Source organism: Pseudomonas gregormendelii (assembly GCF_017114825.1).
Lineage (GTDB): Bacteria > Pseudomonadota > Gammaproteobacteria > Pseudomonadales > Pseudomonadaceae > Aquipseudomonas > Aquipseudomonas gregormendelii.
This window is the reverse complement of record NZ_JADEVO010000002.1, coordinates 113,842-133,616: the sequence shown is the minus strand read 5'-3', so window position 1 is coordinate 133,616 and position 19,775 is coordinate 113,842. Positions and strand designations below refer to the sequence as shown.

Sequence of the window (19,775 nt, the reverse complement as noted above, 5' to 3'; positions counted from 1 at the left end):
GTCGACGATTCGGGCACAAGCTCACCATTATAAGAACAAGAATATTGCCTATGACCCTCAGCATCGACCTGTCGGGCCCCTCCGTGGAGCCCCGGGTTATCCGCAGACAATACGCCATGGAAATGGCGGTGGAGCGCACGCGTCTGCTTTACCAGGGATCGCTGCTGCCTACTTTGTTCATGCTGATCAATGGCCTGGTCTGCGCCGGCCTGCTCTGGAGCCCGCAACGCTACTTTCTGGTCAGCATCTGGCTGGTGTGGTTGCTCTCACTGGTGGCGTTGCGGGTTATCCAGGTCGCGGCTTTCGATTCAGCGATCCCCAACCGTCAGGCGCATCCGGTCTGGCGCCGCATGTTCATGCTCGGCTCGGGTCTGACCGGCTTGACCCTGGCGGGTGCCGGTATCGCGCTGGTCCCGGCGGACACCTTCATCCAGCAAGCCTGGGTATTTGGCCTGATCGGGGCCGCTGCGCTGTCGGCGAGCGTGGCGTACGCCGTCAGCCTCCCCGCGTTTCTTTCCTTTACGTTGCCCTGTCTGTTGCCGGCTATCGCCTATCTGTTTTGGGGCGGCGATGAGCAAGGCCAGGGCTGGGGCTGGTTCGGCCTGATTTTGCTGGGGGCGTTGAGCGTGGTCGCCTGGCAGGTCAACCGGCTGATCGATCGCGGCTTGTTGCGTCGCTTCCAGAATCAGGCACTGATCGAGCACCTGCAGCAGGCTCAAACCAGCAGCGATCAACTGAATAAGAAGCTGGCCAGGGAGGTTGAGCAGCGTAATTGCGCTGAAGCTGAACTACGGGCCATTCAGGCCGGGCTGGAAGGCCGTGTTGCCCAGCGCAGCCTCGAACTCGACCTGGCCAACCAGGCCCTCAGTAAAAGCGAGGCGCGTCTGGCATTGGCGCTGAAAGCCAGTGAGCTCGGGTTGTGGGACTGGAACCTGCAGACGGACGAAGTCCACCACACGCAGCTTCAGGAATTGTTCGGCCTGGAGCCAGATTTAGTGACGGCCATGCTGCGCCATCTCAAGCCACGCCTGCACCCCGAGGACCTGCCGGCGCTCAAGCGCGCATTGGTTGAGCACCTGAAGGGTCGCAGCGAGGACTATCAGATCGAATACCGCGTGCGTCACGGTGACGGTCACTGGGTATGGATCGAGGACCGTGGACGGGCGGTGGAGCGCGGCGAAAATGGCCGGGTGGTGCGCATGGTCGGGACTCGACGCAACATCAGCGTCAGCAAGCACCACGAGACGCAACAGCAACTGGCTGCGACGGTCCTTGAAGCGGCCAGTGAAGGCATTGTGATTTTCGATCCCAATTACGCCCTGATCGCCGCTAATCAGGCCTTCTGCCGAGTGACCGGCTATGAGATCGAAGACCTGCTCGGACTGAGTGTGGTCGATCTGCCGTGCAGTCGTGACGCTCGCCGGCACTACAGCGCCATCCGCCAGGCACTGGAGCAGCATGGCAGCTGGCAGGGCGAACTGGTGGAGACGCGGAAAAATGGTGAGTTGTATCCGCAGTGGTTGCAGCTAAGTGCGGTGCGTGATAATCGGGGAAATGTAAGTCATCTTGTCGGCTTCTTCGCTGATCTTTCGGCCAGGCGCGAATCCGAAGAACGGATGCGGTTTCTCACCCATTACGACGAGTTGACGGGCCTGGCCAACCGCTCGCTGTTCCGCGAGCGCCTGCGCGAGGCTCATCAACGGATGCGTCAGGGCGGGCGCAGCCTGGCGTTGCTGCATATCAATCTGGACCGGTTCAAGTTGCTCAACGAGAGCCTGGGCCATGACATTGCCGACGAGCTATTGCAGAAAATCGCCCGCAGGTTGGTAAGTGCGCTGCCCGAGGCCGAAACTATTGCACGCTTGTCCGGCGACGAATTTGCCGTGCTGTTTGACAGCTACGCCAACCTCTCCAGTCTGGCCCGGGTGGCGACACGGGTGTCCGCCAAGTTGCGTTTGCCATTGAACATCGACGGACATGAGCTGGTAGTCAGTGCGTCGATGGGCATCAGTATGCTCCCGGACAACGCCCGGGAAATCTCAGCGCTGGTCAGCCAGTCGAACATGGCCATGCAGCATGCCAAACACTTGGGTGGCAATAATTTCCAGTTCTACACCGAGAGCCTGCAAGCCAGCACCCTGGAGCGATTGCAGCTGGAAAACCAGCTGCGCAAAGCGATCGATGAGAAGCAGCTCAAAGTGTTCTACCAACCCAAGCTCTGCCTCGCCACGGGACGCCTGAATGCCGCCGAAGCCTTGGTGCGCTGGGATCATCCCGACAGGGGCAGGGTGTCGCCTGCAGAGTTCATTGGCCTGGCCGAGGAAACCGGGTTGATCGGTCCGATCGGCGAGTTCGTGCTGCGTCAGGCCTGCTGGCAAGCGTGCGAGTGGCAGCGCCAGGGGCTCGAGCCGATTCGTGTGTCGGTCAATCTGTCTGTGCATCAGCTGCGTCAGGGCAAGTTGGTCAGCCTGGTTCGACAGGTGCTGGAAGAAACCGGGCTGGCGCCGCAATACCTTGAGCTTGAACTGACCGAAAGTCAGTTGCTGGACAGCGTCGAGCACATCATTTCGACGTTCCAGCAGCTACGGGACCTGGGGGTAAAACTGGCGATCGACGACTTTGGCACCGGCTATTCGTCTTTGAGCTACCTCAAGCGCATTCCGGTGGACTACGTGAAAATCGATCAGACGTTTATTCGCGGCCTGGGCGAGGGGCAGATGGATGCCGCGATCACCCGCGCGATCATCGCCATGGCCCATGGCTTGTCGTTGAAAGTGGTGGCTGAGGGAGTGGAGCGGCCCGAGCAACTTGAGTTCCTGCGAGGCGAACATTGTGATGAGGTGCAGGGCTACCTGATCAGCAAGCCCGTTGAGGCGCAACAGCTAGCGAGCCTTCTGCAGTTGCAGGGCTCGAAGTAAATCCGTGAAGGCGTGATTGGCGCTACATGGAGCCATGCTCTGCTGAAAACGAGGGATTCGGTTACGGATTGAGCAGGCAAAAAGCCAATTCATGTAGTATAACTACAAGCTCGCTACATCACGGCGCCTGCCAATAACAAAGAGTCCAGACCTTTGAATCTGTTGCAACACATCGCCCAGTCACGCCACCTCTTACGCAAGTCGGAGCTCAAGGTCGCCGACCACGTGCTGCTTGACCCGGCGGCGGTGATGCACAGTTCCATGGCAGACCTGGCCCACAGCGTGGGCATCAGCGAACCGACCATCGTGCGGTTTTGCCGGGCCATCGGCTGTTCCGGATTCCAGGACCTGAAACTCAAGCTGGCGCAGAGCCTGGCGGCGGGCGCGAGTTTTGGACAGTTCGCGATTCACGAAGACGATTCGGTCGCCGACTACAGTCTGAAAATCTTCGATACCACCCTGCATACCCTGATGGAAGTGCGCGAGCGGCTCGACCCGATCGAGTTGCAGCGCGCAGTGACACTGATGTCCCAGGCCCAGCGGGTAGAGTTCTACGGCTTTGGTGCGTCGGGCGCAGTGGCAGCAGATGCCCAGCACAAATTCTTTCGTTTGTTGCTGACGGCGGCGGCATATTCCGATCCGCACATGCAGGCCATGTCGGCGGTGACCCTAAAACCCACCGATGTAGCCATCTGCATTTCGCAATCCGGGCGCTCGAAGGATTTGCTGATCACGGCCAACCTGGTGCGTGAAAGCGGTGCTTCGCTGATCACCCTGTGCCCGAGCCAGACCCCGCTGGCCGAGTTGTCGACCGTCAACCTGGCGATCGATGTGCATGAAGACACCGAGATCTACACGCCGCTGACTTCACGTATTGCCCACCTGGTGGTGATCGATGTGTTGGCGATGGGCGTGGCCATGGCGCGCGGCCCGAGCCTGGTGAACCACCTCAAGAGCGTGAAGCGCAGCTTGCGCAGCTTGCGGTTGTCGCCCAAGTCGGTGAAGGCGCTGGACGATTAAGATCAAAGGATCGCAGCCTTCGGCAGCGGCTACGGGAATTCACGTACCCTGAGCTGCCGAAGGCTGCGATCTTTTGATCTGTAAATGTTCACACCCCTGTAACGCACATGCCGCCAAACCGTCATCCCCCGCGCCTATCTTGAAACTCCCGTAATCGCCTTGGGAGACTCGAAATGGCCCAGCCCTACGAAGAACGCAACAGCGCCGTCAGAACCCGTCGTCAGCAGGAAGACCAGCGCCGCATGGAGTTTCGCCGCGCCATCGAAGACCGCTGCGAGCGCCGCCAGCTGCTGGCTGAAATCGGCGGCTTTCCTGACGAGCTCGAACTCAACTACTGGCAGGCAGCGCCCGCAGCTTCCCGTCGAAACGCTCAACCAGGGCGCTGATCTGCACCCGCTCGCTGCGGATAAACGCAAGGAATGCGTGAGCCACCGGTGACAGGCGCTTCGCCTTGGCCTGCACCAGGCACCAGCTGCGGTACAGCGGTAACTCTTCCACCGGCAGCTCGATCAATCCGCCGGTCGCCAGTTCCAGGTTCAGGGCGTGACGCGTCAACAGCGCCACGCCCAAACCTGCCAGTACACACTCGCGCTGGGCTTCGGCCGACGAGACTTCCTGGGTCTGGTTGAAGTGCACGCGCTTTTCCTTGAAGTACTCCTCGCAGGCCAGGCGAGTGCCGGAGCCGGGTTCGCGCAGCAGCAAGGTATAAGGTTCCAGATCCTGCAAGCGCAGCGGTCCCAAATGGCACAGCGGATGGTCCGGCGGCGCCACCGCGACTATCGGGTTGTTCAGGAAAGGCAGGAATTCGAGCCCCATGTCCTGTGGCACCATGGACATGATCACCAGGTCATCGCGGTTATCCGACAGGCGCCGAATCACCTGCCCGCGATTGACCACCGTCAGCTGCAGATTGACCTCGGGGTGTTGGCGCTTGAAGGCGGCAAACAAGTGCGGCACGAAATACTTGGCGCTGGATTCCACTGCCAGCTTGAGCTGTCCCTGCAGCGATCCCTGCATGTCCGACAGCTGCATGTCGAGGTTTTCCAGGCGGCCGAAGATGTCCCGGCTGGCTCGCTGGAGTGCTTCGGCGGCCTCGGTCATGTAGAGTTTTTTGCCAACATAATCAAACAATGGCTGCCCGATCAGTTCTTCGATCTGCCGAATCTGCAGGCTGACAGCTGGCTGTGTCAGCGACATTTCCTCGGCTGCACGGCTGTAGGACCGTAGATCACACACCTCATTGAAGATCTGAAGTTGGCGTAATGTCATTCGCATCAAGGACTTACGCATTTTTTCTTCGCTCTGAACCATGGCCGGTAACGCAACTATAAGTCTTTACTTATGCCTGACCCAATAATTATTCATTTTTGTTAATCCCTCGTGAGCGCTAGTGTGGGTTCGCGACCAGATGGAAACATTTGGTCACGTCGACCTGGTCTAGCAGGTTGTGGGTACCACCGGCTCAAGGGAAATTCCAAGTGATAAAAAAGATCCTGATCGCCAACCGTGGTGAGATTGCCGTACGAATCGTACGTGCCTGCGCCGAGATGGGCATTCGCTCGGTCGCGATCTACTCCGACGCCGATCGGCACGCGTTGCACGTGAAGCGTGCAGACGAAGCCCACAGCATTGGTGCCGAACCTCTGGCCGGCTACCTGAATGCGCGCAAGCTGGTGAACCTGGCGGTAGAAACCGGCTGCGATGCACTGCACCCCGGCTACGGTTTCCTTTCGGAAAACGCCGAACTGGCAGACATCTGCGCCGAGCGCGGGATCAAGTTCATCGGTCCCTCGGCTGAAGTGATTCGGCGCATGGGCGACAAGACCGAAGCGCGCCGCAGCATGATCAAGGCCGGAGTACCGGTCACACCCGGCACGGAAGGCAACGTCGCGGATATCGCGGAAGCGCTTATCGAAGGCGACCGCATCGGTTATCCGGTGATGCTCAAGGCGACCTCCGGTGGCGGTGGCCGTGGTATCCGACGCTGCGACAGTCGGGACGAACTTGAACAGGCATTCCCGCGAGTGATTTCCGAGGCCACCAAGGCCTTTGGTTCGGCAGAAGTGTTCCTGGAAAAATGCATCGTCAACCCGAAGCACATCGAAGCGCAGATCCTCGGCGACAGTTTCGGCAATGTCGTGCACCTGTTCGAGCGCGACTGCTCGATCCAGCGACGCAACCAGAAGCTCATCGAGATTGCCCCGAGCCCGCAACTGACCCCGGAACAGCGCGCCTACATCGGTGACCTGTCCGTACGTGCGGCCAAAGCCGTGGGTTACGAAAACGCCGGTACCGTGGAGTTCCTGCTCGCCGAGGGCGAGGTGTACTTCATGGAAATGAACACCCGGGTGCAGGTGGAGCACACCATCACCGAAGAAATCACCGGCATCGACATCGTGCGTGAGCAGATCCGCATTGCGTCCGGCTTGCCGCTTTCGGTGAAACAGGAAGACATCCAGCACCGCGGTTTTGCCCTGCAGTTCCGGATCAACGCCGAAGACCCGAAAAACAATTTTCTGCCGAGCTTTGGCAAGATCACCCGTTACTACGCACCCGGCGGTCCCGGCGTGCGTACCGACACGGCAATCTATACCGGCTACACCATTCCACCGTTCTACGACTCCATGTGCCTCAAACTGGTGGTCTGGGCGTTGACCTGGGAAGAAGCGATGGACCGTGGCTTGCGTGCCCTCGACGACATGCGTCTGCAAGGGGTCAAGACCACCGCCGCGTACTACCAGGAAATCCTGCGTAACCCGGAATTCCGTAGTGGCCAGTTCAATACCAGCTTCGTTGAAAGCCACCCTGAACTGACCAACTACTCGATCAAGCGCAAACCCGAAGAGCTGGCCCTGGCCATCGCCGCCGCCATCGCCGCCCACGCAGGCCTGTGAGGAATATAACAATGAGCAAGAAAATCCACGTCACCGACACGATCCTGCGCGACGCCCACCAATCGCTGCTCGCGACCCGCATGCGCACCGAAGACATGCTGCCGATCTGCGACAAGCTCGACAAGGTCGGCTACTGGTCGCTGGAATGCTGGGGCGGTGCGACATTCGACGCCTGCGTACGCTTCCTGAAAGAAGACCCGTGGGAGCGCCTGCGCCAACTGCGCGCCGCGCTGCCTAACACTCGCCTGCAAATGCTCCTGCGTGGCCAGAACCTGTTGGGCTACCGCCACTACAGCGACGATGTGGTCAAAGCCTTCGTCGCCAAGGCTGCGGTCAATGGCATCGACGTCTTCCGCATCTTCGACGCGATGAACGACGTACGTAACCTGCGCACGGCCATCGAAGCCGTGAAGGCTGCCGGCAAGCATGCCCAGGGCACCATCGCCTACACCACCAGCCCTGTGCACACCATCGATGCGTTTGTGGCCCAGGCCAAGCAGATGGAGGCCATGGGTTGCGACTCGGTGGCGATCAAGGACATGGCCGGTCTGCTGACCCCTTATGCCACTGGCGAACTGGTCCGTGCGTTGAAAGCAGAGCAGTCCCTGCCGGTGTTCATCCACTCCCACGACACCGCGGGCCTGGCCACCATGTGCCAGCTCAAGGCGATCGAGAACGGTGCCGACCACATCGACACCGCGATCTCCAGCTTCGCCTCCGGCACCAGCCACCCGGGCACCGAGTCGATGGTCGCCGCCCTTAAAGGCAGCGAGTACGACACCGGCCTGAATCTGGAACTGCTGCAGGAAATCGGTCTGTACTTCTACGCCGTGCGCAAGAAGTACCACCAGTTCGAAAGCGAGTTCACCGCCGTCGACACCCGCGTGCAAGTCAACCAGGTGCCGGGCGGGATGATTTCCAACCTGGCCAACCAGTTGAAAGAGCAGGGCGCCCTCAACCGCATGGCCGAAGTGCTGGCCGAGATCCCGCGTGTTCGCGAGGACCTCGGTTTCCCGCCACTGGTGACCCCGACTTCGCAGATCGTCGGCACCCAGGCGTTCTTCAACGTGCTGGCCGGCGAGCGCTACAAGACCATCACCAATGAAGTGAAGCTCTACCTGCAAGGTGGCTATGGCAAGGCGCCGGGCACCGTTAATGAAAAACTGCGTCGCCAGGCGATCGGTAGCGAGGAAGTGATCGACGTGCGCCCGGCTGATCTGCTCAAGCCGGAAATGACCAAGCTGCGTGCTGAAATCGGCTCGGTGGCCAAGTCCGAAGAAGACGTGCTGACCTACGCCATGTTCCCGGACATCGGGCGCAAATTCCTCGAAGAGCGTGCCGCAGGCACCCTGACGCCTGAAGTGTTGCTGCCGATTCCAGAAGCCGGTGGCGTGACCTCGGCCGGTGGCGAAGGCGTGCCGACCGAGTTCGTGATCGACGTTCACGGTGAAACCTACCGAGTCGACATCACCGGTGTCGGCGTCAAGGCTGAAGGCAAGCGTCACTTCTACCTGTCCATCGACGGCATGCCGGAAGAAGTGGTGTTCGAACCGCTCAATGAATTCGTCAGCGGCGGCAGCAGCAAGCGCAAGCAAGCCACGGCGCCTGGCCATGTCAGCACCACCATGCCGGGCAACATTGTCGACGTGCTGGTCAAGGAAGGCGACGTGGTGAAAGCCGGGCAGGCCGTGCTGATCACCGAAGCGATGAAAATGGAAACCGAAGTCCAGGCCGCCATCGCCGGCAAAGTTACCGCCATTCACGTGGCCAAGGGCGACCGGGTGAACCCGGGCGAAATCCTGATCGAGATCGAAGGCTGATTAACAGCCTCGGTACACCGCTTTAAACCTCGGGGGGGCATGTGCTCCCCTTTTTTTTGGCTGTCGTTTGGGCGGTTGCCGACAAGCGTCTGGCATCTGCATTATTTTGCGTTTTTTATTAAAAGTTTTAACTTGATCTGCATTCTACTGCAGTTCGCAAGGGTGCTTCCCAGGTCTGAATGCACTATATTGCGTGTTGGCTTCGCAATTGACGTCAAAATGTGCATTTAAATGCAGGTGAAGATGGCATGTATAACCTCACCTTACAGGTCTACATCGACGCTACCTGGCGCGACGCCATGGTCTTGAGCTTTGACAGCCCTGAAAAAGGCTTTGAGAGCCGCTGCAGTTTCGGTTACGAACAGAGTTATCTGGCCGACAACTATGAATCCATCGGAACACCTTTCGCGAAAGCTGTGAGTGCCAGGCTTCCACTGGATTGGGATGGATGGCGCTCCAATGCCCCGGCGTTCGTGTATGACATTGCACCTGCAGGAGCGGCGAAAAGATTTCTAATGGCTCGCATCGGCCGAGACAAGCCTGCAAATTGAAATCCCTGATTTGCTCGCTGATTATCTGAGACGCGACTTGATCAATAAGATTCTCGGTAACTCAGACAACCATGGTCGCAACACCGCGATTATCCGTGGCACTGATTCGTTTCGACTGGCACCGATTTACGATCTGGCACCGATGGTGATGGACGATGAAGGTGTTACACGTACTACCAAGTGGCCAAAAGAACTGGAACGGGCAGGTGACGTGGATTGGCGTGGCGTGTGTAGCGCCGTGGCTGAACTGGCCGATCCGAATGACCCATTGGCCACACTCGGCGATGCATCGCAAATCTACGAGCGCCTGCGTGCGGATGCCCGACGCCTGGCTGCACTTCCCGACATTCTAAGTGCCAGTGGTTTGCCTGACGCGACGATGAATCACCCGCGAATTGCCTTGAAAAGCCTGGAGCACCGTTTGATAGAGTGGGACTTGAAATGAGCATGACGGTTGCAGAGCGCACAAGGCTCATTGAGAGCATCCGGGAGGCACTTGCCCAAGGCACTCTTGAAATCGGCGAGGCGGTTCGCCGTTTACGTGTGGAGGTCACGGGCCTGCACCAGACGCAGTTTGCGAAAATGTGCAAGATTTCGGTGCGCACGCTGGTACATATCGAGCATGGGGAGGGGAATCAGACGTTGAAATCCCTGAATGCAGTGTTCAGACCTTTTGGAATGAAAATGGGGGTGGTGCGGCTGCGGCGCGATAGTGAGCGTTGAACTACGCCGCGCCGCCAATCCGTAGGAGCCGGCTTGCCGGCGATTGCGATGGCTCACGCGCCACCGCCGGTAAGCCGATCAGTCCCTAAGCCCGGCACTCCGCCAGCGTCTTCAACTGACCCGACGTCGTCTGGTTTTCATCCGACAACCACTGTTCGAAGCCCGCGCCGATGGCCGGCCACTCCGAGTCCAGGATCGAATACCAGGCGGTGTCGCGGTTCTGGCCCTTGACCACCATGTGCTGGCGGAACACCCCTTCAAAGCTGAATCCCAGCCGCTCGGCCGCGTACTTGGAGCGAGCGTTGCCGTTGTTGCACTTCCACTCCAGGCGGCGGTAACCCAAGGCAAACGATTCCCTGGCCAGCAGATACACGGCCTCGGTGCTTTTCGGTGAGCGTTGCATGGGTGCGCCGAAGGTTACGTGGCCGATCTCGATGCGGCCCTGGGCCGCAACGATCGACATCAGGCTGAGGATGCCCTGCACCTCACCGCTGGCGCGGTCGATCACGCTGAAAAAATAGGGGTCGCTGTGGGCCGAATGATTGTTCAACCAATCGTCGAACACCCCGCGCTCTGGAAACGGACCATAAGGCAGGTAATCCCACAGCTTGGGATCGGCACCTGGACCTTGCAGGGCTTTGAACAAGCCATCGGCGTGACGGGCCGCATCGAGTTTCTCAAGGCGGATAAACCGACCTTCGATGGTTTGAACCGAGGGGGCCGGGACGCCTTTCCAGTCCGCGAGTGAAGTCGACATGCTGTTCTCCTTGAACCTTAAAGGGCTTTACGAAACTGGATGAGACCCGGCCGCTCGGCGATACGCTCGTAGAGCTGGATCGCGGTGGCGTTGGTCTCGTGAGTCAACCAGTGGACCTTGCAGCAGCCATCGTTTTTGGCGGTGGCGTAGACGAATTCGATCAACTGGCGGCCGACGCCCGTGCCGCGGGTGTGTGGTGCCACCAGCAGGTCCTGCAGGTAGCAGGAATTCTCGATGCTCCAGTTTGATCGATGGTAGATGAAATGCACCATGCCTACCGCTCGACCATCCGCCCAGGCCAGCGCGGCGTGGGTCGGCTCGCCTGGATCGAGGATGCGCTCCCAGGTGCTTCGGGTGACCGTTTCAGGCAGCTGGGTGTTGTAAAAATCCAGATAGGTTTGCCACAAGGGTAGCCAGGCGGCGTGATCGCCGGCGGTGACCTGGCGGATGTCGAGCTGACTCATGTTGGTTCCTTAACGCATCAAGTGAGCGAGAGCCTGATCATGCGCATCGGGGCTGGCGCCGAGCACCTCGCGCACGCCGGCATAATCGGCGGGGCTGCGGTTCTGGCCGAGTTTGCGTTTACCTTCCAGGCGCTGGATTGGCAGGGCAAAGCCGACGATGGCCTTGAGCATCCCGTCAATGTAGTCGGCCGGAGCGTCGCTCACTTTCCACGGCTGCGCGCGGGCCGCTTCATGACGATCGGTCAAGCCGCTGACCAGCTCCAGCAGACGCCCGGCATCGCTGAACACCTCGGCAGTGCCGTACGCGTGCACGGCGATGTAGTTCCAGGTGGGCACGACTTTGCCGTGCTCGGCTTTGCTGGGGTAAAACCCGGGGCTGACATAGGCATCGGCACCGGCAAATATCACCATCGCTTCAGCACCATTGTGCAGTTCCTTCCACTGTGGATTGGCCCTGGCGAAATGACCGTAGAGCGTGCCATTGGGACCTTCGTCGCCGCGCAGCAACAGGGGCAGGTGACTGGCTTGCAAGCCTTGTTCGCCATGGGTGACGACCAGGGCGAGACGGGTGGCGAGTATCTGCTGCTGCAGTTCGTCCAAATCGTGGATGGCAAAGCTGCTTGGGTTGTACATGGAAAAATTCCTTGGCGAATGCCTGCATCCTAGGCAGGCTATTGGTCTGTTGTAAGAGCCATTAACGACCAATTTCATAGGTCCATTACCATGAGCCAGTCGCTGCTTTCCCTGTCGTTCAATCCGGCTGGTATCGAACTCGATCGACGCCAGGGTCTGAGTCGACAGCTTTACCAGGCTTTACGACTGCGCGTGCTGGATGGACGGCTGGCCAGTGGCACCCGATTGCCTGCAACACGCGATCTGGCGTCAGCGCTGGCAATTTCCCGCAATAGCGTGGTGCGGGCGTACGATCAACTGTATGCCGAAGGGTTTATCGAGGGGCGAGTGGGAGACGGGACTTATGTCGCGCAATTGCCCCAGGCGGACTCGCTCGACAAAAAACTATCCACAAAAGTATCCACAGGGTTTTCAACAGGCTTGTCCACAGCCTTATCCACAAATTGGCTGGAATTACCTGTAATTTCATCCAGTAAAGTTATCCACAATGGTGCTCTGGAACGGGTCGAAAAGAACCATTTAGCGACACCACCCAGCGGGCCGCCTCGGGCATTTCGGGTGGGTGTGCCGGCGTTCGACCTGTTCCCTTTTGAGATATGGGCCAAGCTGAACGCGGCTTTCTGGCGTAAACCGGACTTGCAGCAGTTGTGCTACGGCGATCCGGCCGGCGATGCGCGATTGCGAGGGTTGATTGCCGCGTATTTGCGTAGTTCCCGGGGAATGCAGTGCACCGCTGAGCAAATAGTGATCACCAGTGGTGCGCAACAGGGAATTAGCCTTTGTGCACAGCTGCTGGTGGAGCCGGGGGACGGGGTGGCGCTGGAAAATCCGGGGTACCGGGCGGCGGGGCATGCGTTCGCGGTGGCCGGTGCGCGGTTGCATGGGGTGGCGGTGGACAATGAGGGTATTGATTGCAACCAGCTGGCCAGCCTTGACGATTGCCGCCTCGCCTACGTAACGCCTTCTCATCAATACCCCACAGGGGTGGTGATGAGCCTGGCGCGGCGACTGGAGTTGCTGGCCTGGGCTGAACGCAACGGAGGCTGGATCGTCGAGGATGACTATGACGGAGAATACCGTTACAGCGGCGCCCCCCTGGCACCGCTGGCGGCACTCGATCGCCACGGCCGGGTCTTGTACGTCGGCACTTTTGGCAAAGTCGCCTTTCCGGCGCTGCGCCTGGGATACCTGGTGTTGCCGCCAGCACTGGTGCAGGCGTTTTCCCAGCGTCGGGCGGTGGACGTGCGACATTCCGAGGTCAGCACCCAGGCGGTCATGGCCGAGTTCATGGCCGCCGGGCATTTCCAGCGGCACATCCGCCGCATGCGCCGCGCCGCTCTTAGCCGACGTAATACCCTCCTGGCTGGTTGGCCGCAGGCGATTGCCGGCATCGGCAGCCTGCCCGGCGTGGCCGCCGGGCTGCATCTGACGGTGGCGGTCGACTCGCCGCGCCGAGAGCAGGAGCTGGTCGAGCAGGCCGCCAGCGTCGATGTGGAGATCAATCCGCTGAGCAGCTATTGGTTGCCGGACTCTTCAACCCCCCTGGGCCAGCGGGCCGGACTGGTCCTGGGTTTCGCGGCGGTTCCAGAGCAAGCCATCCGCGCTGCACTGGGCCGCCTGGAAAAGGTTTGGCGCCGGTAGCCGCTACGAGGCGATATTTGCCAGCGGTTTCAGGTCCAGATAGGGCGTGCGCAGTGCCGGCTCATTGAGTGTGCGTAACAGTCCATCGACAGGCTCAGCTCAATGATTACTCAAGTGCCTGACTTGATTTTGGTCCAGGCACGGGTGCGTGCCCGTTCGGCATCGCGCGGCAGAGGTTGCAGGGTATAGAGCGTGCTCATCGCCGAGTCGGTCGGGTACAGGTTGGGGTTATTGCGAATCGCCGGGTCAACCAGTTCGGTAGCGTCCTTGTTCGGGTTGGGGTAACCGACGAAGTCGCTGACCGGCGCAATCACCTGCGGTTGCAGCAGATAATTGATGAAGGTGTAAGCGTCTTCGGTGTTCTTCGCACCCTTTGGAATAGCCAGCATATCGAACCAGATCGGTGCGCCTTCCCTGGGCAGGCGCATGTCGACGCTCACACCATTGTTGGCTTCCTTGGCGCGGTTGGCGGCCTGGGAGAAGCTGCCCGAGTAACCGACGGCAACGCAGATGTCACCGTTGGCGATGTCGGCCATGTACTTGGAGGAGTGGAAGTAGGTGACATAGGGCCGGATTTTCATCAGCAGAGCTTCAGCCTTGGCGTAGTCCGCAGGCTGCTTGCTGTTTGGGTCCAGGCCGAGGTATTGCAGGGCCAGTGGCAGGATCTCCGATGGCGAATCCAGCAGGGCGACTCCGCACTGCTTGAGCTTGCTGATGTTTTCTTCCTTGAAGATCAGGTCCCAACTGTCGACAGGCGCCTTGTCGCCCAGGGCGGCCTTGACCTTGTCCGGGTTGAAACCGATCAGGATTGTGCCGTACATGTAGGGCACCGCAAATTTGTTGCCCGGGTCGTTGGCTTCGATCAGCTTCATCAACTTGGGATCAAGGTGACTCCAATTCGGCAGTTTGCTGCGGTCCAGCGGCTGGAACACGCCTGCCTCGATCTGTTTGGCGAGGAACACGTTGGACGGCACCACCACATCGTAGCCGGAGTTACCGGTCAGCAACTTGGCTTCGAGCGCTTCATTGGTGTCGAAGATGTCGTAGACCAGTTTGGTCTGGGTGTTTTGTGCCTTGAAGTCTTCCAGGGCCTTGGGGGTGATGTAGTCGAACCAGTTGTAGACGCGCAAGGTTCGCTCTTCAGCCTGAGCTGCGCCGCCGAGCACCGTGGCGCACAACACTGGCGCGATAAGACGCTTGAGTCTGTTCATTGTTATTGTTTCCTCATTGAGCGCGTTCGAAACCTTCAAGAACGTTCACCGCATTGATGCCGATTTCCTCCACGGCATAGCCGCCTTCCATCACGAACAGGGTCGGCACCCCCAGCTTGGCGATGCGCTCGCCCATCGCCAGGTAATCCGGGCTGTCGAGCTTGAATTGAGAGATCGGGTCGTCCTTGAATGTATCGACACCCAAGGACACCACAACGATGTCGGCACCGTATGTTTCGATTTCTTTGCAGGCTTGTTCCAGCGCCGCGCTCCAGGCATCCCAGCCGCTGCCAGCGGGCAATGGGTAGTTGAAGTTGAAGCCTTCGCCTGCGCCTTCACCCAGCTCATCATCGTAGCCGAGAAAGAACGGAAACTCGGCTTCCGGATGGCCGTGGATCGAGGTGAACAGTACGTCGTTGCGCTCGTAGAAAATCGATTGGGTGCCGTTGCCGTGGTGGTAGTCGACGTCGAGGATTGCGACTTTCCCATGGCCTTGGTCGAGGAAGGCTTGAGCGGCAATGGCGGCGTTGTTGAGGTAGCAGTACCCACCCATCAAGTCGCTGGCCGCGTGGTGTCCCGGTGGGCGGCAAAGGGCAAAGGCACTGTGGGCGCCGGCCTGGATCTGGGCCTGTGCGGTGAGTGCAACTTGCGCTGCGCTGTAGGCCGCCTGCCAGGTGCCGGCGGTAATCGGGGCGCCGCCGTCGAAGCTGTAGTAGCCGAGTTGGCCGTGCAGACTGGTGGGTTTGATTGCACGCAAGGTCCGCGCCGGCCAGGTGTACGGCAGCAAGTCGCCGTCAGTATTAAATTCAGTCCAGCGTGTCCAGGCGCCCTTGAAGAAGTCCAGGTAGTCGCGGCTGTGGATACGGGCGATGGGGTCGAGGCCGAAATCTTTCGGTGCATGCACGGGGCCGAGGTTCTGGTTCTGCACGCGTTGCAGCACGTGGTCTGCACGCGAGGGCATTTCAAAGCAGGGCTTGAGTTGCCCGTCTATCAATTCGCAGCGGCCGTGGTGCAGGTGATGGTCGTCAGAGTAGATGGTCAGCATTTCTTGTTCTCCGCAGGCTGATTCGGTTGAACACAGTCTTGCTCGCGCAGGGCAATTCGGAGAACGGCAGGAAAGGCCAAAAGGGGATCAATATGGCCAAAAAATGTGACCGAAATTCGCCCCTAAACGATTTTTCAGGGGCGGAACTGGCTTGGCGCTACGCCACTCCAGCGCACGAATGCATGTCGAAAACTGGCGGTCTCGCTGAAGCCCAGCGCTTCAGCAATCCGGTAGATCGGCATCTGGTCTTCGCACAACATGTGTTTGGCCTGTTCGAAGCGCAACTCGTCGAGCAGTTCCTGATAGCTGCACCCCAACTCCTTGAGATGGCGACGTAACGTGCGCGCGGAGCAATTCATCTGCTGCGCCAAGCCTTCGAGGCCCGGTGCGGCATTGAGCTGTGCGCGCAGCAACTGCCGGATCCGCCCCAGCCATGCCTGCCGTCCAGTGAATTCGAGATTCTGCTTGCGGCAGCGCTCGGCCATGGCTTGATGGGTGATGGTGTCGGCCAGTGGCAGGGGGTGGTCCAGCCAGCGCTTGTCGAAGGCGAACGCGTTGTCCCGCGCGTCGAAGTGCAGGGCGCAGTCGAAGTGCTCGGCGTAGATCGCCTGATAGTCAGGCGCCGGGTGTTCCAGGCGCGCCGCCAGCAACGGCAGGGGGTGCCCGAGGAGGTCGTCGCAGATGACTTTCAAAGACACCAGGCAGAACTCGGCGTTGAACACCGCCAGTGCCGGGTTCTCCCGGTAATCGGCGGCGACGAACCAGATGCGCTCATCGTCCTCTTCCAGGCTCAACTCGAAAAGTGTTCCCAACAGCGCCGGATAGCGCATCGCCAGGCGCAAAGCGTCACCGAAGGTGGCACTGGTTAGCAGGGCATAACCGAGCATGCCGTAGGATGAAACGTGCATTCTCCGGCCCAGTTCCAGGCCGATATCACGCTTGAGCGCGACCGCGTTGGCGCAGACCTGCATCTCCTGGTTGGTCGTGATGCGCGTGTCCGCCCGGTTCAGATCCGCCGCACTGATACCGCTGCCGGCGAGCAGGGCGTCGCTGGACAGGCCTTTGGCCTTGAAGGCGTCAAGCACGAGGGAAACGGCGTTGAGGGTGGTGAGGTGGGAGTGGAGCATGGGCGGCTTCCAGCCTGGGGATGGCTGGAACGCAGCAAGTTATGTGCCCAATGATCAACCTGTGGGAGCGGGCTTGCCCGCGATGCGGCGGCACATTCAACATTGATGTGACTGACGTCCGCTATCGCGAGCAAGCTCCCACAGGTTTTGTATGTCAGCTGAGCTCGCCGCACAGGTCCAGCTCGACCAGCCGCTGTACCTCAGCGGAGTCCAGACCGGCACCCAGTAACGCATGCAACTTGCCGAACGCCGCTTCACGGGTCATGCCGCCGCCGGAAAGCACGCCAACGCCGCGCAATCGGCTGCCAGCTTCGTACACGTCCAGCTCTACGCCACCTTCATGGCACTGGGTTACCGCGACCACCACCACACCTTTATCCCGGGCCCGCGACAGCGCGGCGAGAAACTCGGGGTTGTCGCTCGGCCCGGTGCCGCTGCCGTAGCACTCCAGCACCAGGCCTTGAATGCCGCTGTTGAGCACGCCGTCCAGTTGCTCGGCGCCAATCCCTGGGAATAGCGGCATCACTGCCACTTTCGCCAGCTGCCTGTGTTGCTGGTAGCCAAGCTGCATCGGCACAGCAGACGCTTTCGCACCACCACCCTGACGCTCCAGACGCTTGAACGGGTGCCGACCGAAACCGCGTACTTTCGCGCAACGAGTCGGGTCCAGCAGTTCGCCATGGAAATACAAATGCACACCTGGGGCCACGCCATGCCCAAGCGCCACCAATGCTCCGCCGAGATTTTCCCAGGCATCGCTGTCAGCGACGCCGGCCGGCAGCATCGAACCGGTGAAACATACCCGGGCCTGCAGGCCGAGCAACTGAAAGCTCATGGCCGCCGCGCTGTAGGCGAGCGTGTCGGTGCCATGCAGGATCAACACGCTGTCGCAGCCCTGGACATCGACGGCGTCAACCACCGCTTCACGCAGTTGCTGCCAATACGTCGGGCTCATGTTGGCGCTGTCGATCAGCGGCGACATCTCGCGAAAACGCCACTGGGGCACCACCAGCTCAGGCTGGCTGTGCAGGTATTCGCGCATTCGTGCTTCGAAACCGGACGCCGGGGCCAGGCCGTTGGCACTGGCCTGCATGCCGATGGTGCCGCCGGTGTAGAGCACCATGACGTGCTGGGCGGCAGGGTAGGAACTGGGAACCATGGGCAAATCTCCACAAGACATGACGTGTGGGAGTGAGCCTGCTCGCGATAGCGCACTGGCAGCCGACATTGCAGTGTCTGTCGTAGCGCTATCGCGAGCAGGCTTGCTCTCACAGGTTTTACATTTTAACTGACGAGCGCAGGGGATGCGCCCGTCATTCACCGATCAGCGTTGCGCTGCGGGTACGCCTTGCGCTTCAGCTTCAGCCTGGGTGGCTGCGGCTGGTGGCTTGGCTGGCCAGGCGTTCAGGTCGAGGTCCAGGTCCGGGAACTTGCTCGAATCGAACACCGGCGTCTTGATGCCGGCAGCGCGCTGGTCGTCGTAGTCACGCAGGATGCGCATGCCGACGTTAAACAGCAGGAACAGCGCGATCAGGTTGACGAAGGCCAGCATGGTCATGGTGATGTCGGCGAATGCGAACACCGTGCCCAGGTTTTCGATCGCGCCCCAGAAGATCAGCACCAATACCAACGCGCGGTAACCCATCAGCGCCTTGCGATTTTCACCGATCAGGAAGCGCAGGTTGCTCTCGCCCAGGTAGTAGTTGTAGAGAATCGAAGTGAACACAAACAGGGCCAGCGCCACGGAAATGAACATCCGGCCCCACTCGCCCACTACGGCTGCCAGCGAGTTCTGGGTCAGGGCAATGCCATCGCCTTCGAAACCAGGGGTATAGAAACCCGAGAGCAGGATCAGCAGAGCGGTACAGGTGCAGATCACGAAAGTATCCAGGAACACACTGAACGCCTGCACCACGCCTTGTGCCACCGGGTGCTCGACCGAAGCCACCGCCGCCACGTTAGGCGCACTGCCCAGGCCTGCTTCGTTGGCGAACACGCCGCGCTTCACGCCCATGATGATCGCGCTGCCGATCAGGCCGCCGAACGCCTGGTCGAGACCGAAAGCGCTTTTGACGATGGTCATCAACATGCCTGGCACTTGATCGAACTGCAGCACGATCACGTAGATGGTCACGCCGATGTACACCAGGGTTTTTACGGGAACCAGCAGGTCGGCGACCTTGGCGATACGCTTGATACCACCAATGAACACCAGGCCCAGCAGCACTGCCAGACCGATACCGGTGTAAGTGGTGTCGAGCCCGAAGGCGTTGTTCAGCGAGTGGGTCACGGCGTGGGACTGCAAGCCGTTGAAGGCGAAGCCGAAGGTGATCAGCAGCAGGAATGCCATGATCATGCCCAGCCAGCGTTTCTGCAGGCCGTGCTGGATGTAGTAGGACGGGCCGCCACGGTACTGGCCTTCGGAATCGCAGCGCTTGTAGAGCTGGCCGAGGGAACATTCGAAGAAGCTGCTGGACATGCCGACCAGTGCAGTTACCCACATCCAGAACACAGCGCCCGGGCCACCCAGGGTCACGGCGATGCCGACCCCGGCGATGTTGCCTGCACCGACGCGGCCGGCGAGGCTGAGCATCAGGGCCTGGAACGAACTCAATTGCCCGGCGCTGCTTTTGAGGCTGTCACGGAACACCGCGAACATGTGGAAGAAGTGGCGCAGTTGTACGAAACGCGAGCGGATCGTGAAGTAGCTACCGAGCCCGACAATGAGCACGATCAGTACTTTTCCTGAGAGGAAGTCGTTAATGACTTCGAGCATGGATTATTCCTCGCTGTTTTTTTGTGTAGGCAAATGCTGGGCGGGGCAGAAACATCGCGTTACACCGATTTGCGCACGGCAAAACAGGCGAGGCGAAGTTTTCGTCCCGGTTCCAAATCGCGGGTTTGTTATTAGTTCGGGTTTCGCATGGGTTTGGGCCTCGTTACCGACGACCGCTCACGCGAAGAGGGGCGG

At 60.0% G+C, this 19,775-nt stretch carries 16 protein-coding genes and 1 pseudogene; 8 read left to right on the top strand and 9 right to left on the bottom strand.

What is annotated here, in order from left to right; translation table 11 throughout:
• Positions 1 to 50 precede the first annotated feature (50 nt).
• From IMW75_RS02335 to IMW75_RS02325, 3 genes are all read left to right on the top strand, one after another.
• On the top strand, positions 51 to 2,918 hold the full coding sequence (locus IMW75_RS02335) for an EAL domain-containing protein (protein WP_205891757.1): 2,868 nt from the start codon (positions 51 to 53) through the stop codon (positions 2,916 to 2,918).
• A 153-nt stretch (positions 2,919 to 3,071) separates the two neighbouring features.
• Positions 3,072 to 3,938, top strand: a complete 867-nt coding sequence (gene hexR, locus IMW75_RS02330) for a transcriptional regulator HexR (protein WP_045060837.1) — start codon at positions 3,072 to 3,074, stop codon at positions 3,936 to 3,938.
• 173 nt (positions 3,939 to 4,111) lie between these two features.
• Positions 4,112 to 4,324: a PA3496 family putative envelope integrity protein gene (locus IMW75_RS02325; RefSeq protein WP_045060836.1), complete on the top strand. Its 213-nt coding sequence runs from the start codon at positions 4,112 to 4,114 to the stop codon at positions 4,322 to 4,324.
• Here IMW75_RS02325 and IMW75_RS02320 read toward each other — a convergent pair.
• Complete coding sequence (locus tag IMW75_RS02320) at positions 4,266 to 5,228, bottom strand: LysR family transcriptional regulator (protein ID WP_045060868.1); 963 nt, start codon at positions 5,226 to 5,228, stop codon at positions 4,266 to 4,268. The two genes, IMW75_RS02325 and IMW75_RS02320, sit on opposite strands and share 59 nt — an antisense overlap.
• A 188-nt stretch (positions 5,229 to 5,416) precedes the next feature.
• Between IMW75_RS02320 and IMW75_RS02315 the strand changes: the two genes are divergently transcribed.
• The 4 genes and pseudogenes from IMW75_RS02315 (at position 5,417) to IMW75_RS02300 (ending at position 9,926) form a co-directional block, all read left to right on the top strand.
• On the top strand, positions 5,417 to 6,832 hold the full coding sequence (locus IMW75_RS02315; protein ID WP_045060835.1) for an acetyl-CoA carboxylase biotin carboxylase subunit: 1,416 nt from the start codon (positions 5,417 to 5,419) through the stop codon (positions 6,830 to 6,832).
• Positions 6,833 to 6,843: 11 nt separating this feature from the next.
• Positions 6,844 to 8,652, top strand: a complete 1,809-nt coding sequence (oadA, locus tag IMW75_RS02310; protein ID WP_045060834.1) for a sodium-extruding oxaloacetate decarboxylase subunit alpha — start codon at positions 6,844 to 6,846, stop codon at positions 8,650 to 8,652.
• A 248-nt stretch (positions 8,653 to 8,900) separates the two neighbouring features.
• Positions 8,901 to 9,648, top strand: a pseudogene (locus IMW75_RS02305) (HipA domain-containing protein).
• A complete protein-coding gene (locus IMW75_RS02300) occupies positions 9,645 to 9,926 on the top strand; it encodes a helix-turn-helix domain-containing protein (protein ID WP_205891756.1) in 282 nt (93 codons plus the stop codon). The pseudogene IMW75_RS02305 and the gene IMW75_RS02300 overlap by 4 nt, the downstream one beginning before the upstream one ends.
• Before the next feature lie 85 nt (positions 9,927 to 10,011).
• Here the strand turns inward: IMW75_RS02300 and IMW75_RS02295 are convergent, their stop codons facing one another.
• Genes IMW75_RS02295 through IMW75_RS02285 form a run of 3 tightly spaced genes read right to left on the bottom strand, consistent with a single transcriptional unit; the run spans position 10,012 to position 11,780 of the window.
• On the bottom strand, positions 10,012 to 10,683 hold the full coding sequence (locus tag IMW75_RS02295) for a GNAT family N-acetyltransferase (protein WP_205891755.1): 672 nt from the start codon (positions 10,681 to 10,683) through the stop codon (positions 10,012 to 10,014).
• 17 nt (positions 10,684 to 10,700) lie between these two features.
• Positions 10,701 to 11,147, bottom strand: a complete 447-nt coding sequence (locus IMW75_RS02290) for a GNAT family N-acetyltransferase (protein ID WP_205891754.1) — start codon at positions 11,145 to 11,147, stop codon at positions 10,701 to 10,703.
• Between the two features lie 9 nt (positions 11,148 to 11,156).
• Entirely contained in the window at positions 11,157 to 11,780 is a 624-nt protein-coding gene (locus tag IMW75_RS02285) for an FMN-binding negative transcriptional regulator (RefSeq protein WP_205891753.1), read from the bottom strand.
• Positions 11,781 to 11,870: 90 nt separating this feature from the next.
• Here IMW75_RS02285 and pdxR point away from each other — a divergent pair, with 90 nt between their 5' ends.
• Positions 11,871 to 13,421 carry a MocR-like pyridoxine biosynthesis transcription factor PdxR gene (gene pdxR / locus IMW75_RS02280; RefSeq protein WP_205891752.1) on the top strand — a complete coding sequence of 517 codons (1,551 nt, stop codon included), beginning with the start codon at positions 11,871 to 11,873 and terminating at the stop codon, positions 13,419 to 13,421.
• Between the two features lie 110 nt (positions 13,422 to 13,531).
• On the opposite strand, the gene IMW75_RS02275 is transcribed toward pdxR, so the two are convergent.
• The 5 genes from IMW75_RS02275 to IMW75_RS02255 all read right to left on the bottom strand — a co-directional run bounded on the left by IMW75_RS02275 (position 13,532) and on the right by IMW75_RS02255 (position 19,580).
• Positions 13,532 to 14,632: a polyamine ABC transporter substrate-binding protein gene (locus tag IMW75_RS02275; protein WP_045057790.1), complete on the bottom strand. Its 1,101-nt coding sequence runs from the start codon at positions 14,630 to 14,632 to the stop codon at positions 13,532 to 13,534.
• Between the two features lie 13 nt (positions 14,633 to 14,645).
• The gene (locus IMW75_RS02270; protein WP_045057791.1) at positions 14,646 to 15,677 is read right to left on the bottom strand and encodes a histone deacetylase family protein; all 1,032 of its coding nucleotides are present in this window, start codon (positions 15,675 to 15,677) and stop codon (positions 14,646 to 14,648) included.
• Positions 15,678 to 15,811: 134 nt separating this feature from the next.
• The gene (locus tag IMW75_RS02265) at positions 15,812 to 16,804 is read right to left on the bottom strand and encodes an AraC family transcriptional regulator (protein ID WP_045057792.1); all 993 of its coding nucleotides are present in this window, start codon (positions 16,802 to 16,804) and stop codon (positions 15,812 to 15,814) included.
• Positions 16,805 to 16,958: 154 nt separating this feature from the next.
• Positions 16,959 to 17,963 (bottom strand): asparaginase, encoded by a 1,005-nt coding sequence (locus IMW75_RS02260; protein WP_205891751.1) that lies wholly within the window; start codon positions 17,961 to 17,963, stop codon positions 16,959 to 16,961.
• 165 nt (positions 17,964 to 18,128) lie between these two features.
• On the bottom strand, positions 18,129 to 19,580 hold the full coding sequence (locus IMW75_RS02255; protein ID WP_045057794.1) for an alanine/glycine:cation symporter family protein: 1,452 nt from the start codon (positions 19,578 to 19,580) through the stop codon (positions 18,129 to 18,131).
• Between the last annotated feature and the right edge of the window lie 195 nt (positions 19,581 to 19,775).

Excerpts from the sequence above, each read along its gene's own strand:
- IMW75_RS02265 (WP_045057792.1), bottom strand. The coding sequence starts at position 16,804 with ATGCTCCACTCCCACCTCACCACCCTCAACGCCGTTTCCCTCGTGCTT.
- IMW75_RS02325 (WP_045060836.1), top strand. The coding sequence starts at position 4,112 with ATGGCCCAGCCCTACGAAGAACGCAACAGCGCCGTCAGAACCCGTCGT.
- pdxR (WP_205891752.1), top strand. The coding sequence starts at position 11,871 with ATGAGCCAGTCGCTGCTTTCCCTGTCGTTCAATCCGGCTGGTATCGAA.
- IMW75_RS02260 (WP_205891751.1), bottom strand. The coding sequence starts at position 17,963 with ATGGTTCCCAGTTCCTACCCTGCCGCCCAGCACGTCATGGTGCTCTAC.
- IMW75_RS02320 (WP_045060868.1), bottom strand. The coding sequence starts at position 5,228 with ATGCGTAAGTCCTTGATGCGAATGACATTACGCCAACTTCAGATCTTC.
- IMW75_RS02290 (WP_205891754.1), bottom strand. The coding sequence starts at position 11,147 with ATGAGTCAGCTCGACATCCGCCAGGTCACCGCCGGCGATCACGCCGCC.
- IMW75_RS02295 (WP_205891755.1), bottom strand. The coding sequence starts at position 10,683 with ATGTCGACTTCACTCGCGGACTGGAAAGGCGTCCCGGCCCCCTCGGTT.
- IMW75_RS02270 (WP_045057791.1), bottom strand. The coding sequence starts at position 15,677 with ATGCTGACCATCTACTCTGACGACCATCACCTGCACCACGGCCGCTGC.
- IMW75_RS02300 (WP_205891756.1), top strand. The coding sequence starts at position 9,645 with ATGAGCATGACGGTTGCAGAGCGCACAAGGCTCATTGAGAGCATCCGG.
- oadA (WP_045060834.1), top strand. The coding sequence starts at position 6,844 with ATGAGCAAGAAAATCCACGTCACCGACACGATCCTGCGCGACGCCCAC.
- IMW75_RS02335 (WP_205891757.1), top strand. The coding sequence starts at position 51 with ATGACCCTCAGCATCGACCTGTCGGGCCCCTCCGTGGAGCCCCGGGTT.
- IMW75_RS02255 (WP_045057794.1), bottom strand. The coding sequence starts at position 19,580 with ATGCTCGAAGTCATTAACGACTTCCTCTCAGGAAAAGTACTGATCGTG.
- IMW75_RS02275 (WP_045057790.1), bottom strand. The coding sequence starts at position 14,632 with ATGAACAGACTCAAGCGTCTTATCGCGCCAGTGTTGTGCGCCACGGTG.
- IMW75_RS02285 (WP_205891753.1), bottom strand. The coding sequence starts at position 11,780 with ATGTACAACCCAAGCAGCTTTGCCATCCACGATTTGGACGAACTGCAG.